Annotated in this window: 13 protein-coding genes and 1 other annotated feature; of the genes, 3 read left to right on the forward strand and 10 right to left on the reverse strand. The window is 39.8% G+C overall.

What is annotated here, in order from left to right; all coding sequences use genetic code 11:
• Positions 1 to 3 precede the first annotated feature (3 nt).
• From F0342_RS01820 to F0342_RS01835, 4 genes are all read right to left on the reverse strand, one after another.
• A complete protein-coding gene (locus F0342_RS01820; protein ID WP_149154348.1) occupies positions 4 to 1,014 on the reverse strand; it encodes a MoeB/ThiF family adenylyltransferase in 1,011 nt (336 codons plus the stop codon).
• A gap of 245 nt (positions 1,015 to 1,259) precedes the next feature.
• The gene (locus tag F0342_RS01825) at positions 1,260 to 3,617 is read right to left on the reverse strand and encodes an FdhF/YdeP family oxidoreductase (RefSeq protein ID WP_149154349.1); all 2,358 of its coding nucleotides are present in this window, start codon (positions 3,615 to 3,617) and stop codon (positions 1,260 to 1,262) included.
• A 130-nt stretch (positions 3,618 to 3,747) separates the two neighbouring features.
• Positions 3,748 to 4,107, reverse strand: coding sequence for a Na-translocating system protein MpsC family protein (locus F0342_RS01830; RefSeq protein ID WP_149154350.1), 360 nt, complete (start codon positions 4,105 to 4,107; stop codon positions 3,748 to 3,750).
• 74 nt (positions 4,108 to 4,181) lie between these two features.
• Positions 4,182 to 5,441, reverse strand: coding sequence for an L-lactate MFS transporter (locus F0342_RS01835; RefSeq protein ID WP_149154351.1), 1,260 nt, complete (start codon positions 5,439 to 5,441; stop codon positions 4,182 to 4,184).
• Positions 5,442 to 5,805: 364 nt separating this feature from the next.
• On the opposite strand from F0342_RS01835, the gene fdhD reads away from it, so the two are divergent.
• Together fdhD and moaA are read left to right on the forward strand one after the other, a co-directional pair.
• The gene (gene fdhD, locus F0342_RS01840; protein WP_149154352.1) at positions 5,806 to 6,600 is read left to right on the forward strand and encodes a formate dehydrogenase accessory sulfurtransferase FdhD; all 795 of its coding nucleotides are present in this window, start codon (positions 5,806 to 5,808) and stop codon (positions 6,598 to 6,600) included.
• Positions 6,601 to 6,635: 35 nt separating this feature from the next.
• Complete coding sequence (gene moaA, locus F0342_RS01845) at positions 6,636 to 7,649, forward strand: GTP 3',8-cyclase MoaA (RefSeq protein ID WP_149154353.1); 1,014 nt, start codon at positions 6,636 to 6,638, stop codon at positions 7,647 to 7,649.
• A gap of 40 nt (positions 7,650 to 7,689) precedes the next feature.
• Here moaA and F0342_RS01850 read toward each other — a convergent pair whose 3' ends face one another.
• Positions 7,690 to 7,908 carry a Spo0E family sporulation regulatory protein-aspartic acid phosphatase gene (locus F0342_RS01850; RefSeq protein ID WP_316252572.1) on the reverse strand — a complete coding sequence of 73 codons (219 nt, stop codon included), beginning with the start codon at positions 7,906 to 7,908 and terminating at the stop codon, positions 7,690 to 7,692.
• A 225-nt stretch (positions 7,909 to 8,133) separates the two neighbouring features.
• Between F0342_RS01850 and F0342_RS01855 the strand changes: the two genes are divergently transcribed.
• Complete coding sequence (locus tag F0342_RS01855; protein ID WP_149154354.1) at positions 8,134 to 9,030, forward strand: LysR family transcriptional regulator; 897 nt, start codon at positions 8,134 to 8,136, stop codon at positions 9,028 to 9,030.
• Between the two features lie 65 nt (positions 9,031 to 9,095).
• Here F0342_RS01855 and F0342_RS01860 read toward each other — a convergent pair whose 3' ends face one another.
• The 5 genes from F0342_RS01860 to F0342_RS01875 form a co-directional block, all read right to left on the reverse strand.
• Positions 9,096 to 9,653 (reverse strand): GNAT family N-acetyltransferase, encoded by a 558-nt coding sequence (locus F0342_RS01860; protein ID WP_149154355.1) that lies wholly within the window; start codon positions 9,651 to 9,653, stop codon positions 9,096 to 9,098.
• Between the two features lie 117 nt (positions 9,654 to 9,770).
• Positions 9,771 to 9,944 carry a hypothetical protein gene (locus tag F0342_RS24615; RefSeq protein WP_187443194.1) on the reverse strand — a complete coding sequence of 58 codons (174 nt, stop codon included), beginning with the start codon at positions 9,942 to 9,944 and terminating at the stop codon, positions 9,771 to 9,773.
• 96 nt (positions 9,945 to 10,040) lie between these two features.
• Positions 10,041 to 10,637, reverse strand: coding sequence for a hypothetical protein (locus tag F0342_RS01865; RefSeq protein WP_262481598.1), 597 nt, complete (start codon positions 10,635 to 10,637; stop codon positions 10,041 to 10,043).
• Complete coding sequence (gene proS, locus F0342_RS01870; RefSeq protein WP_149154356.1) at positions 10,634 to 12,064, reverse strand: proline--tRNA ligase; 1,431 nt, start codon at positions 12,062 to 12,064, stop codon at positions 10,634 to 10,636. The genes F0342_RS01865 and proS overlap by 4 nt, the downstream gene beginning before the upstream one ends.
• A gap of 199 nt (positions 12,065 to 12,263) precedes the next feature.
• Positions 12,264 to 12,468, reverse strand: a binding site (T-box leader).
• A 46-nt stretch (positions 12,469 to 12,514) separates the two neighbouring features.
• On the reverse strand, positions 12,515 to 13,540 hold the full coding sequence (locus tag F0342_RS01875; protein WP_149154357.1) for a hypothetical protein: 1,026 nt from the start codon (positions 13,538 to 13,540) through the stop codon (positions 12,515 to 12,517).
• Between the last annotated feature and the right edge of the window lie 4 nt (positions 13,541 to 13,544).

The following is a 13,544-nucleotide window of genomic DNA, read 5'->3' on the forward strand; positions in this document are numbered from 1 at the left end:
TCCTTACCCCATAATTTGATAATACATTTTTTTTGCGTTATCGATTGAATTTGTACCATGAATTAATGTTCTGCCATCCTTAAAGAACATAAATCGGTGGGATTGATATTCTAGCGAAACTAAGTATTGATTCTTCTTAATTTGGCCAAGCTTTTGTAATCGAGTAGCCAAATCTTCTAAGTGAAACTCATGACCAGTACGTATTTGGACCGTATTCCTACCACATAATACTTCTGATTTTGTTTTGGATTCATATTTCAGATACGGGAAGCTTGGATTTACTCCACATGTTGGGCAATCTTCTTTTTTTGCCCTGTCTACTTTAATGGTTTGATATTGATTATTCCAAAGATCAAAGATTACCAGACGCGACCTTAATGACTTATGGTCTCCTACTAAGAATTTTAAAGCCTCTGAAGTTTGATGAGCAACCACCATCTGAACGGCCGGAGAAATAATACCAACCGAGTCGCATGTTGCCCCGGAAAGCGGCATGGTATGTAATATACAATTTATACAAGGCGTGCGTCCAGGTATGATGGCATAGCTCATTCCCATACTTCCAACACAAGATCCAAATATCCAATTAATCTGTTGTTTTTGAAGCAAATCATTTATCATAAAACGCACATCAAAATTATCTGTCGCATCGATTACTAGATCTACACCTTTTAAAAGAGGAAGAAGATTTTCAGCTGTTGCATCCATTACATAAGCGTCAATTTGAACATCAGAATTGATTTGATTAAGCCTATATTTCCCCGCAATTGCTTTCGGCATTTGGTCAATTGCATCCTGCTCCCTAAATAATTGCTGCCTTTGAAGATTACTACTTTCTACGTAATCTCGATCTATAATGGTTAATTTTCCTATACCAGCACGAACAAGCGTCTCGGCATTTCCAGTGCCAAGTGCTCCGCAGCCTAAAATCAACACGTGCTTCCGCCTTATCTTTCTTTGTCCCATTTCACCAATCGATTGAAATAAAACTTGGCGTGAATATCGATCATTCACTTCACTTCCTCCTTTCTACTATAGGTACCAAATTTGGGTATTCGCTTCTTGCATTTCGAGTAAATGTTCATTGGGTAAAACAAGCCGCAACTTTGCATCTTAACTTTAAAAGTAGTTTCTCATTATAAAAGAAAATAGTACATTTCTTCATTCATTTTCAAAAAATGAATCCTATTGTGGTTATGTTAACCTAAATAGGATTCGAATCTATACCATTAATGAACGAATTCATTCATTGGATAGGACTAGTTGACTTCCATTTCTAAATCTTCAACTCTTTTTTCTAAGTAATTCACATCTTTTTTCGCAGTGTAACGATCTGCTTTCTCAACTGTTATGGCAATATTGTAATCAGGGATTTTTGCAAATTGTTCATATCTTCCTTTGGGAAGCAAACAGTTTCCTTCTGGAAAATGCACTTCTACGTTTCCAGGAGCAATATCAACGAATTTCGCACGACCTTGAAAAACACCATATCTATTGTAAAGTACAATGCCTTCTCCTTCAGCAACACTTAATTCATAGCCATCGTCTTTATTCATTAAAACATCATAACGTTCAGCATTGTTGAATGGATCCACTTCTTTATACACCATTGAGTTGAACTGCTTCCCTCTTCGTGTTGTTAAGTAGAACTGGTTAGGCTTTTTATTTAAATCAGGGATATCAACTGAAATCAGGTTCCCTTTTCCATCTGGTGTCGGACAAATGCCGCCTTCACACAACCAGGCTCCCCCCCACTGGAATACATCACCTTTCTTTTTCAGGTGCTGAACGCCATTATAGTTTGGGTTCGCTTGAGCGATTTCATTTCGAATTTCTTGACCACTTTTAAAATCAACTAATTGAGCTGCTTCTTCCTTCACACGCTTTGCTAGATCAATGTAAATCTTCCATTCAGCTCGAGCCTCTTCAATTCGGTTCTTATTCCCTTTAATTTCAGGTGAGAAGTATACCATACGTTCTGTCGATGTACTCGTCCCTCCGTCTTCTTGCTCATAGCGTGTTTTCGCAGGAAGAATAATGACGGATTCTTTTGCATCCAGCAATGTCGAGGTGTTTAAAATAATATCTTGGTGAACTCGGATTTCCAGTTCTGTTAAAGCCTTTTCAATAAAATCAGGATTTGGCATTGTTTCTAGAAAATTACCTCCGCTCATGTAATAAAGTTTAATTTTACTCTCATGGTCACCTGGTAGTAATATGTTTTCAAGTGTGACCCCGACCACATCCCCTTGCCATTTTGGCAATTCAAATCCCCATATTTTTTCAATGCGATCAATGTTTTCACCAGAAAAATCTCCGCCTGGAAGAACAAAAGGGTCTGCCCCCATCTCCCCGCTTCCTTGAACACTGGAGTGTCCACGAAACGGCATAAGCCCTGAGTGTTTTCTGCCTAAGTGTCCTCGTAGAAGTGCTAGGTTTGCTACTTGTGATATGTTATCCGTTGCAAATGAGTGCATAGTTAAACCAAGAGCCCACACGTACACTGCATTTTCACTTTTTGCTAGTAGTTCTGCTAGTTCAACGATTCGCTCCTGTGTAATGCCGGATGATTCAATGATTTGTTCCCAGGATTGCCCTTGTACTTTCTTTTTCAATTCTTCATAGTCATTCACGTGCTCGTTCACAAACTGATGATTAATTGCTAAGCCGTGTTCTTTCTCTTCCATGTCAAACCAGTGCTTCATAATGCCGTGCATAAAGGCAATATCTCCACCAATATTCACTTGGTACCAATCGTCAGCAATCTTTGTTCCAAAAAGAGCCGACTCTACATTTGATGGAATCCAATACTGATCCATTGCAGGTTCTTTATACGGATTGATCACGATGATTTTTGTGCCTTTTTTCTTTGCCTCTAGCATATATTTAGTCGATACAGGAGATGAGTTCGATGCGACGCTACCCCATACTAAAATGACATCTGTTCCGATCCAATCTAAATAGTTCGAGGTAGAAGCTCCTACACCGATTGATCGTTTTAAGGCTGTTTTCGACGGGGAATGACAAATGCGACTGGCATTATCAATGTTATTGGTCCCTAAGAAGCGAGATACTTTTCCGGCTACATAGTAACTTTCATTCGTAATCCCTCTAGAAGTTAAATAAAACGCATATTGCTTTGGATCAAGAGCTTTCATTTTATCAGCAATCATATCCATCGCTTCATCCCATGAAATCCTTGTAAAGGAGCGTTCTCCTTTTCGGCGAATCATTGGATAAGGGATACGGCCTAATTTACGGAGACCTAAGCTATCGTATTGACGTAGCTCGTCAATATCTGCATGTAAAATTTCTGGTTTTATAGCAGGCATTGTATTCAGTCTTAAAACATTCATCCGTGTTGTACAAATATGGGGACCCGTCAATGTTTGGTCATATAACCCTGATACACCCAAAGCACAACCATCACATACCCCCTCTGTTAGAATTCGTGTAGCGTACCCCATATTATCCCGGTTATCCCAAGCGACTTTCATTGTATCCCGAATATGTTTCGGTTTTACTTTTCCTAGTCCAAACGGAATTGGACTTACCCATAATGTCGGATCTGGCTTTTTCTGTTTCTTTTGTGGTCCCGGATGTTTTGTCTCTCCCATTTACTATCACTCCTTACTTCTTGAGCTTCCTATCATGAACGTATAAAAAACCACCGTAATTTCCCCACAGAAAAATCATACGGTGGTCAAGTCTTTAGCAGGGACGCTACCAAGTGCCAAACCTGTTATTCTATTTGCAATACTTCATTTCAATGTTTTCATTAAAGATGAAAATAGACATTCCGAAATCTCTATCAATATCTATGTCTACGAATAAATCAACAAAGGCACATCCAAGAAACTCTTCCATTTCTTTAGGAGGATTTTTCCGGTACAAGTCCTTAACCATTTCTGTTCGGGCAGATTTTAGAATTTGCTTTCCTTTATCTGTTCCTGAAATGAATTTTTCAACAGGTGACAGATTCCCTTCCATCTCACAAATCGCCCAATTTTTACAGAATGTCGTATTGATTTTACTTGGACCTTTTCCCATATGCTTTTTTCTGAAAGATCGGACTAAGTTGCTGAATTCTGCTTCATACTTATTCATTGGGTCCCCCTGCTAAAACAGTTATGTGTATAAATATTTTATCACATTCTTTCAGAATATTAGAATATTTATCCTTAGCTGGCAACTGTGTTTTTCATTTTTTTGTTATTCTGTGCACGTAGTTTATTAATATCGATTCGAATTAATAGAGAAACGATCAAGGCGACAACAAACAATCCTGCAAAGAACGTCAAGCTCCCTGCATAGCTTCCTGTTGAGTCTTTGATATAAGCCGCAAATAGCGGTCCTACAAGCCCCGCTGCCGCCCAAGCGGTTAAAATATAACCATGAATGGCTCCGAGTTGTTTCGTTCCGAATAAATCTCCAATAAAGGCAGGGATAGAAGCAAATCCTCCACCATAGCATGCATATACAATCACAACCATTACCGCATAAATGGATTGTGTCGTAATGTTAGGCAGGAAGAAGAAGATGGGAATTTGAAGTAAAAAGAACGCTGTATATGTATTTGCTCTTCCGATGTAGTCTGAAATTGATGCCCAACCAATTCGTCCAAGTCCATTCGCAATACCTAAACCACCTACCAATGCAGCAGCCGCTTCTTTTGTTAATCCAATACTTTCTACTGCAAGTGGTTTCATAGCCGAAATAACTGCGATCCCACATGTTACGTTAATAAATAACATAATCCATAAGTAATAAAACCGTTTCGTTTTTATTGACTCATTCGCCGTTAATTGAGATAAATCTTGGGCAATTTTCTTCCCACTTGCACTAAATCCTTTTGGTAGCCACCCTTCAGCTGGTTTTGCTAAGTACAGAGAAGATAAAGACATGATAATAAAGTAGGAAACCCCAAGAATAAAGAACGTATTTGCAATACCTACGCTAGTGATCAGGTCATTCATAATTGGACTTGCTATTGCAGCGGCAAAACCAAATCCCATGATGGCAAGACCGGTTGAGAGTCCCCTGCGATCTGGAAACCATTTTACGAGGGTTGATACAGGGGCAATGTACCCAACGCCAAGCCCAATTCCACCAAACACACCATAGAACAAATAAAGTAAATTTAAAGAACCTACATTAACTGCTATTCCGGATCCAACGATACCAATGCCAAAGAAGAGCGAAGCAACTAACCCCGATTTCTTCGGTCCATGCTTTTCAACAAAGTGTCCCATAAAAGCTGCAGATAAACCTAAGAATAAAATAGCTAAACTAAATGTGAATTGCACTTGCTTTGCTGTCCATCCAAACTCTTCCATTAGTGGAGTTGTAAAATTACTCCACGCATATACTGATCCAATTGAAATGTGAATTCCTACAGCAGAAGCTGCAATGAACCATCTATTCTTAGTCTTTTGTTGCATGATTTCCACGCCCTCTTCTATTTTTTCCAAACAAAAACCGTTAACCTCCAAAAAAAATGCAAAAAGCATTTCCTTTTTTGAAGATTAACGGTTAAGAAACAGCAGGATTCGCTACTATTGGCCCAACAGTTAAAATCTTTTACCAAATCCCTTCATAAATATAACCGAAGACAGGATCGCTATCTCGTATCAAATTTATGTTACAGACTTGTGAACTTGTTAGAATAATAGCATGAAAATGCTTACATTTTCAACATTTTTTTAAATATTTAAAAAATATCATTAAACTTTGTCACTTGTTTTATCAAATTGTTTGTGTTTAGATGTTACTAATTATTATTAACTATACATTGGGTGTGATGATATGGATCAGAATATGAGCCAAAAAAGGCCTATTTTGAAATATGTAGATGGTAGATTAAAAGATTTCGAAGATGACATAGTAATAGAATTTGCCCTAACCATTTTCATCAATGGAGAAGAATTTGCCACAATGGTGTGTACACCTACTCATTTAGAGGAACTCGTCGTAGGCTTTTTAGGCTCAGAAGGTGCCATTTTTTTCAAAGATGATATTACAGACTTAAGTATAGATGAAAATGGAGGCTTTGCTTACGTAAAGTTAAAATCAAAGATCGATACAAGCCAAAAGCAATTTTCTAAACGTTTTATCGGATCTTGCTGTGGGAAAAGTAGACAGTTTTATCTTCAAAACGATGTTCGTACAGCTAAAACATCGATGATAAAAACGACCATTCATGCCAGCCAATGTATTCTCCTTATGACTATGATGCAGGAAAACAGTCATGTTTTTAAAAATACGGGTGGTGTGCACAATGCAGCACTTTGTACCCCTAATAAAATAATCATTGATCGAGCAGATATTGGAAGACATAATGCCCTTGATAAATTATATGGATATAGCTTAATAAACAAAATAGCCGTTCGAGATAAAATATTAGTATTCAGTGGTAGAATCTCTTCTGAAGTTTTATTAAAGGCTGCAAAAATTGGAGTTGGGATTGTTCTTTCCAAGTCTGCTCCTACAGATCTAGCCATTAAACTTGCAGAAGATTTAAATATCACTACAGTTGGTTTCATACGTGGAAAATCATTCAATGTATATTCACATCCTCAACGAATAATAGATCAACCATAATCGATTTGATCAAAAATGAAAGGGGGAACAACAACATGAATCAACCCGTTCTTGACACTTTAAAACGTCCTCTTCGTGATTTGCGGATTTCAGTTACGGATAAATGTAATTTCAGATGCACGTATTGTATGCCCGCAGAGATTTTCGGACCTGATTATCCTTTTCTCCAAAAGGAACAATTACTCTCTTTCGAAGAGATTGAGCAGTTAGCAAAAATATTTGTTAAAGATCTTGGTGTGAAAAAAATTCGTATTACTGGTGGAGAGCCTTTGATGCGAAAGGACTTACCTGTTCTAATTCAAAAATTAAAGCAAATTGCCGGCTTGAATGATATCGCTATGACAACGAACGGATCTTTGTTACCAAAATTTGCAAATGACTTGAAAGCATCAGGTCTTGATCGTGTGTCTATTAGCCTTGATTCGTTAAGTGATGAAGTATTCGGAAAGATTAATGGAAGAGGGATATCGGTTCAAACTGTGTTAGATGGAATTGAAGCCGCTTCCAACGCTGGGCTGAAGGTGAAAATTAATATGGTCGTTAAACGCGGGATGAACCATCATGAGATTGTTCCCATGGCTAAATTCTTCAGAAAAGAAGGACATATATTAAGGTTTATTGAGTATATGGATGTGGGAAATTCAAACAAGTGGAAACTTGATGATGTATATTCTAAAAAACAGATAATAGAAGAAATTCATCGAGTGATGCCTCTAGAACCTATAGAGCCGAACTACATAGGTGAAGTTGCGAAAAGATTTCGATATGTGGGGAGCTCTGAAGAAATAGGAGTAATTTCTTCCGTATCTGACGCATTTTGCACTAACTGTAATCGAGCACGTCTATCAGCTGAAGGGAAATTGTACACCTGTTTGTTCGGATCAAGAGGGCATGATTTAAGAGCACTTGTCCGCTCTGACTTAACAGATACCACTACAGCTGATGAAGTAAAGAATATATGGAGAGGACGTCACGACCGTTATTCAGAAGAGCGTGAAATTAAGGCTACCGATCGAAAGAAAGTTGAAATGCACCATATTGGAGGTTAAATTATATTGATATCATAAAAAAGATGAAATGTGTTCTTTTTCATCTTTTTTTTTGTATCAGAATCAGGAGGCTATCAAGTTCTTGACTTATCTTAATCGTTCTCTTATTATTCAATCCGTAATTACTAGCCGTTTGAATTAATTTTTTTCTCATTCCTTCTATACGCCTTTGCAACTCACATTCCTTCAACATTTGTTCCTCCGATATCCATGAATTGTTACGCTTGTAACTATAGTGGAATACCATTTTTGTCATCATTCCAATTACCCTGATCTAATGTAACCTCGCTTTTTCCCCATCCCTTATTTGCGTTTGAGTTCCATCTATACTTTTCTTTACAAATTAGTAGTTGACTTCATTTCAATTGATTGCAATATTTGTAGTAATTTAGCCCTTATATAGTATAAAATGATTACATATTAAAGTAAATTTAATAATATTGAATCTTTATTAACTTCTGCTTAACTATTGGAGCTGCTTTTTATGAACATTGAACAAATTAAATATATTTTAGAGGTTACGAAAGCACGATCTATTACCAAAGCAGCTGCGAATCTGCACTTATCACCATCGGCAGTGAGTCAATCTATTTCTCAACTAGAAAAGGAGTTGGGCATAACGATCTTCAATCGATCAAGGCAAGGCACAGTCCCAACTTTGGACGGAAAAAAGATCATTCGTATCGGAAATGAAATTCTAACGAAAATCGATGAGTTGTATAATGAATTTTCAACTGAGAAAAAGGAAAAATCACTCAGGGTGGGATGCGCTCCATCATTGACTTACATTGTCTATGATGCTTTTTTATTATTTAATAAGGAATACCCGTATGTTCATATTGAAATAAAGGAGATGAATATAGATGAAATGTTGAATGCAATGAAAGACGAGACGATCGATATTGCATTCTCCCCCTTTAGTCTAGAGGATCCAGCAACTTCTAATGTTCATAACTTCATACGTTTTCGTTCACTATATACTGGCTACATTTGTGTATGTGTGAGCAGTCGGTCACACCTCTACTATAAAAATTCCATTACACTAAAAGACTTAGAAAATGAGAAAATGGTGATGTACAGCTCAAATCGATCCATCACATTCAATACGGAACTTTTTACAAAAGTACCTATATTATTCACTTCAAATAATATTGAAGTGTTAAGAGCCGCGATTATAGATGGACATGCTTCCTGTCTGATCTATAACTTTACTTTCAAAAATAATCAAGACGTGAAAAACGGGAATTTGGCTGTCATTCCTTTGAAAAATCCTGAGATAATCAATCACCAGTTTTGGACATTAATTCCTAAATCAAAAGGTATCTCCGCTGAAGCAGAGGAGTTTCAAAAAAAGGTGATGTTTATATTAAATGAATCGTAACCCCCCTCCCCATAAATAACGATGATGGCTACTAAGCTCTCATCGTTTTATTGGGCTGAAACATCCTACTCCCCTGCATTCAGATAATACACCAAATTATCCGTCCACTTCCCAAACTCATAAATGAATCCTTTCCGCGTGCACTCATACTGCATGCCGACACTTTCTGCAAGTCTAATCGATGGCGCGTTGTCCAGATTGATATGGGCCTCGATCCGGTGATAATTCAATTTCACAAAAGCCAGCTGAAGGGCTGCCTTCACCGCTTCTTTCCCGTAGCCACGGTTCCAGTAACGATTATGTATCGTGTAACCGACCCTGCCCCAGTTAAAGTTGTACCGCATCAGAGTGGAAAAGTCGATGGTCCCAATATTCGCGCCACTACCTTTAAGAAAGATCCCCAGAATATAGACCTGGTCCCGATTGATCATCTCATCATGCTTCACAAGCATCTCCCGGAACCAAAACTCCGTGCACTCACTCATGTCCTGATAGCCAACGTCATATTTATGCTGGGATGGGAGCCTGTTCAGATGTTCCCTTAACCAGTTTGGGTAATCCCTGTTTACAAAGGGTCTGATGACCAGCCTTGGTGTTTCGATGGTTAAGTCCTTATGTTTCATCCTTGCCCCTCCCTTTTCGTTTATTTCTATTATTAATAGTATCAATCTGCCATTTAGAATGGTAGTCCTTTTTCAAAAAAACGGAAGGCGTCCCTCTGCTGAGAAACGCCCTCATCATTACTTGTCTTTATACCATTCTTCCTCTAATTCCTTCTCAATCTGCTCATCGGACAAGTATTCTTCATCCAACTGCTGCACATGCTCGGTGATCCGGTTAAGCTTGGAATGCACGACCCAAAGGCTGATTACCACGACTGCCATGAATAAAACGAGGATGAGTTCAAATTCCATATAATCGATGCCTCCTTTACCTATGTTTATTAATTAAACACGGGAAAAAGAAGGGTTTAGGGAGAAAAAAGGCGGAAAGGTTCGAAAGTCCTCTTTTCATCCGGAACTCACGAAATACCAGTGTTCATCCAACTTTTCTATCTCGTTAAATTCCCCTCCAAAGTCACCTGTACGGGGTCTCTCCCCTGATGACGAATAGACAAACCCGGAGAAACTATCCAATATCCCCCGAAAGGTAAAGAAAAGGACCTTCATATCATTCTCCTTCTTCTCTACTAGAATATCGCCTCCACCTTTAGACACACCATGGTATTCCCCGGGGAGGTGAATGATAGAGTCATTGTAGGGTACATTCGGGGTAATTGCCCCTTCATTTATTTTATTCACCACACTCATTCGATCATCATGATTTCTCTTGAAATCCATCTCCAATATGACCTTTGTGAAAGGGAAAAAAATCATGAAGATAACGGTCAGTACTTGAATGAAGAGCGGTTTCCAGTTCTTGTTTTTAAAAACGGTTATAAAAGCGAAAATCGTTATGACCAGGAAAAAACCTCCTGCCATCAACCAAAGAAAAGGCATCAAGAACGGAGTCAGGATGTGGACGAGTTCCCACTGAAAAAACGCCAGTGCCACCATCATCACACTGCTTACTAAGGACAATACAAGAATGATATTTCCCTTCTTCAATATGCCTTCGCCCAATAAACCAAGTATTTCACATCCCTTTCACAGCACACACATGTATCCGACACCTGCCCCTGCTCAAACGGCATGCATCGAGAGGTGGCACTTGTTTCTTCCTTGATCTTATCTTCACAAGCCCGGTCCCCGCACCACATCGCTTTGACGAATCCTCCTTTATCCCTAACCGTCGTTTTGAATTCTTCAAACGTTTTGGCTATCGTTGTTTTTTCATCGCGATGAGCTTTCGCTTTTTCTAAAAGGTTGTGTTGAATGTCCTCCAGAAGTTCAGTGACTTTCACATCCAGTTCTTCCATCGCGACCGTGGCTTTCTCACCTGTATCACGTCTCGCCAGTACGACCTGCCCGTTTTCGATGTCCCGTGGACCGACCTCCAGGCGAAGTGGGATACCCTTCATTTCATATTCATTAAACTTCCAGCCCGGCTTTTTATCACTCGCATCGATGTCAACGCGGGCAATACCGGCAAGCTGGCTTTTCAAGTTATAGGCAAAATCAAGGACGCCTTCTTTGTGCTGGGCAATTGGTACAATCATCAGCTGAGTCGGCGCAATCCTCGGTGGAACGACCAGGCCACGATCATCCCCGTGGACCATGATCATGGCACCGATGATGCGGGTTGTGAATCCCCAGGATGTTTGCTGCACGTACTGAAGCTTCCCATCACGGTCGGTGAATTGAATGCCGAAAGCTTTCGCAAACCCGTCACCTAAATGGTGGGAAGTTCCTGATTGCAGGGCTTTTCCGTCATGCATCAGGCTTTCGATCGTATACGTATATTTTGCACCGGCAAATTTTTCTTTTTCTGTTTTTTGACCCTTGATGACAGGGATCGCCAGCAGCTCTTCACAAAGCTCCGCGTAGACCTCCAGCATTTTCACCGTTTCATCATGAGCCTCCTGATCTGTTTCATGACATGTATGACCCTCCTGCCATAGAAATTCCAATGTCCTCAGGAATGGACGGGTGGTCTTTTCCCAACGGACCACATTTGCCCATTGGTTATAAAGCTTAGGCAGGTCACGGTAGGAATGGATGATGTTTTTGTAGTGCTCCCCGAACAATACCTCTGACGTCGGACGCACGCATAACCGTTCCGCTAACTCCTCTTCTCCTCCATGAGTCACCCATGCCACTTCAGGCGCGAAGCCTTCGATATGATCCTTCTCTTTCTGAAGAAGGCTTTCCGGTATGAATAGTGGCATATACACATTTTCATGCCCTGTTTCTTTTATTTTTGCATCAAGGGCATCTTTGATATTTTCCCAAAGTGCGTATCCGTAAGGTCTGATGATCATCGACCCGCGGACGCTTGAGTAATCGATCAGCTCCGCCTTCGTCACGACATCCGTATACCACTGGGCGAAGTCTTCCTCCATGCCCGTTACATCTTTTACAAATTCTTTTGCCATTTGTGTGCACCTCATTTTTCGTTGGATTGATTTTTTCAGCGAAATTTGGATATATCAGCGGAATTTTCGTTTTATCAGCGAAATCCTGAATTTATCAGCGAAATTTTCATTTTATCAGCGAAATCCCGGATTTATCAGCGAAATTTTCATTTTATCAGCGAATCGCCATCACCCATAAAACAAAAAAGCCCCGCTTCTCATCAGGGACCATTTCTGGCGGTACCACCCTGATTCAAAGCAAAGCTTTACACTCATTCCATGATAACGGTATCGGACCGCTGATATCTTCATTCGATACAGAACTTAGAGGCAGGTTCAAAGGTTCATCAATGGGAGCTTTTCACCAATCCGCTCCCTCTCTGAAAAGACAAGATCCCTTTACTGATCCTCGGCAATGTTTCAGTTATTTTAGATGATTATATATAGATATACAGAGGCTGTCAATATTTGTTACAAAGAATAAATCCTCTCCATCTCCCGACTAAAGAATTCATTTCCATTCCTCTCATCAAAATCCCCTGCTATCTCTTCCGCAATCTCACACATCACATCAATGGCAAATCCCGGACGATGACCGGCTTCCACAAGCTTACTGTGAAGAACAATCGCACTCATATAAAAGTAAAACATCCCATAAGGATCCTTCCCACTATCCGCATATTCGATGTGACGCTCTAAAACTTTAATTCCTCTGACAGGTTCCGTTAAGGCAAGAAACCTGATATGTTCGGAAGCTTCGACTAAAAAGTGTGGCTTATCATAAATGAAAAAGTATCCTTCCGACTGATAGCGCGAGGCTTCCTCCACTCGACCATCTTCATGATAAGGTAAGAGCAGCTTACTATAGGTCAAGTGGGGGATTTCACCACATGTCACTTCCTTTGATAATATAAGCATTTCAATGGGGCGGGCTTTTTCCATTTCCCCGGTTAAATAAAAATACTCAAGCTGTGTCTGGTATTCACAGGCTTCACAGTCCGAAAGGGAATCCCTTTCCGCTGCCATCCACTTTTGATAATACTCTTCCGCTTCCTCTACATTCCCTGTTTTCAACGCACGTTTATGCTGATGCTGATAAAAGGGGCGCAGACTATAGCCATAACGGTCATATGCTTCTTGAAAGTCACTGAAAAAGGCATCTAACAGTTCCGTGTCAATGCCGGGCATCTTCACCAGATGCTCCGCCATCCATTTATATATCCAGAAGAAGCTTTCCACCCAATCCTGCAGGTTCTCTTCATTATCTAAAAAGAAGCCGTTGCACCACTCAAAATGATCGAATAATTCCTCATACTCCCCAAGATAGTTGACGGTCCTCATAATTCCGAACCGGCAGCAAAACTCCTTATAGAGGTCCTTTTCTTTCTGCGCAATGAACAACAGATCCTCTAAACTGTTCCACTTCTCATAACTTGCTTCTTCCCGGTGCATCAACTCTTCCCACCGGTCCCAGTACTGATCTGCCGTCATCTTCATCCCC

The sequence above is a fragment of the Bacillus sp. CH30_1T genome (assembly GCF_008364765.1).
In the GTDB taxonomy this organism is placed as follows: Bacteria; Bacillota; Bacilli; order Bacillales; family Bacillaceae_B; genus Rossellomorea.

Bases quoted from the DNA above. Each gene is read 5' to 3' on its own strand.
- F0342_RS01825 (WP_149154349.1), bottom strand. From the start codon at position 3,617: ATGGGAGAGACAAAACATCCGGGACCACAAAAGAAACAGAAAAAGCCA.
- F0342_RS01830 (WP_149154350.1), bottom strand. From the start codon at position 4,107: ATGAATAAGTATGAAGCAGAATTCAGCAACTTAGTCCGATCTTTCAGA.
- F0342_RS01835 (WP_149154351.1), bottom strand. From the start codon at position 5,441: ATGCAACAAAAGACTAAGAATAGATGGTTCATTGCAGCTTCTGCTGTA.
- fdhD (WP_149154352.1), top strand. From the start codon at position 5,806: ATGGATCAGAATATGAGCCAAAAAAGGCCTATTTTGAAATATGTAGAT.
- moaA (WP_149154353.1), top strand. From the start codon at position 6,636: ATGAATCAACCCGTTCTTGACACTTTAAAACGTCCTCTTCGTGATTTG.
- F0342_RS01850 (WP_316252572.1), bottom strand. From the start codon at position 7,908: ATGATGACAAAAATGGTATTCCACTATAGTTACAAGCGTAACAATTCA.
- F0342_RS01855 (WP_149154354.1), top strand. From the start codon at position 8,134: ATGAACATTGAACAAATTAAATATATTTTAGAGGTTACGAAAGCACGA.
- F0342_RS01860 (WP_149154355.1), bottom strand. From the start codon at position 9,653: ATGAAACATAAGGACTTAACCATCGAAACACCAAGGCTGGTCATCAGA.
- F0342_RS24615 (WP_187443194.1), bottom strand. From the start codon at position 9,944: ATGGAATTTGAACTCATCCTCGTTTTATTCATGGCAGTCGTGGTAATC.
- proS (WP_149154356.1), bottom strand. From the start codon at position 12,064: ATGGCAAAAGAATTTGTAAAAGATGTAACGGGCATGGAGGAAGACTTC.
- F0342_RS01875 (WP_149154357.1), bottom strand. From the start codon at position 13,540: ATGAAGATGACGGCAGATCAGTACTGGGACCGGTGGGAAGAGTTGATG.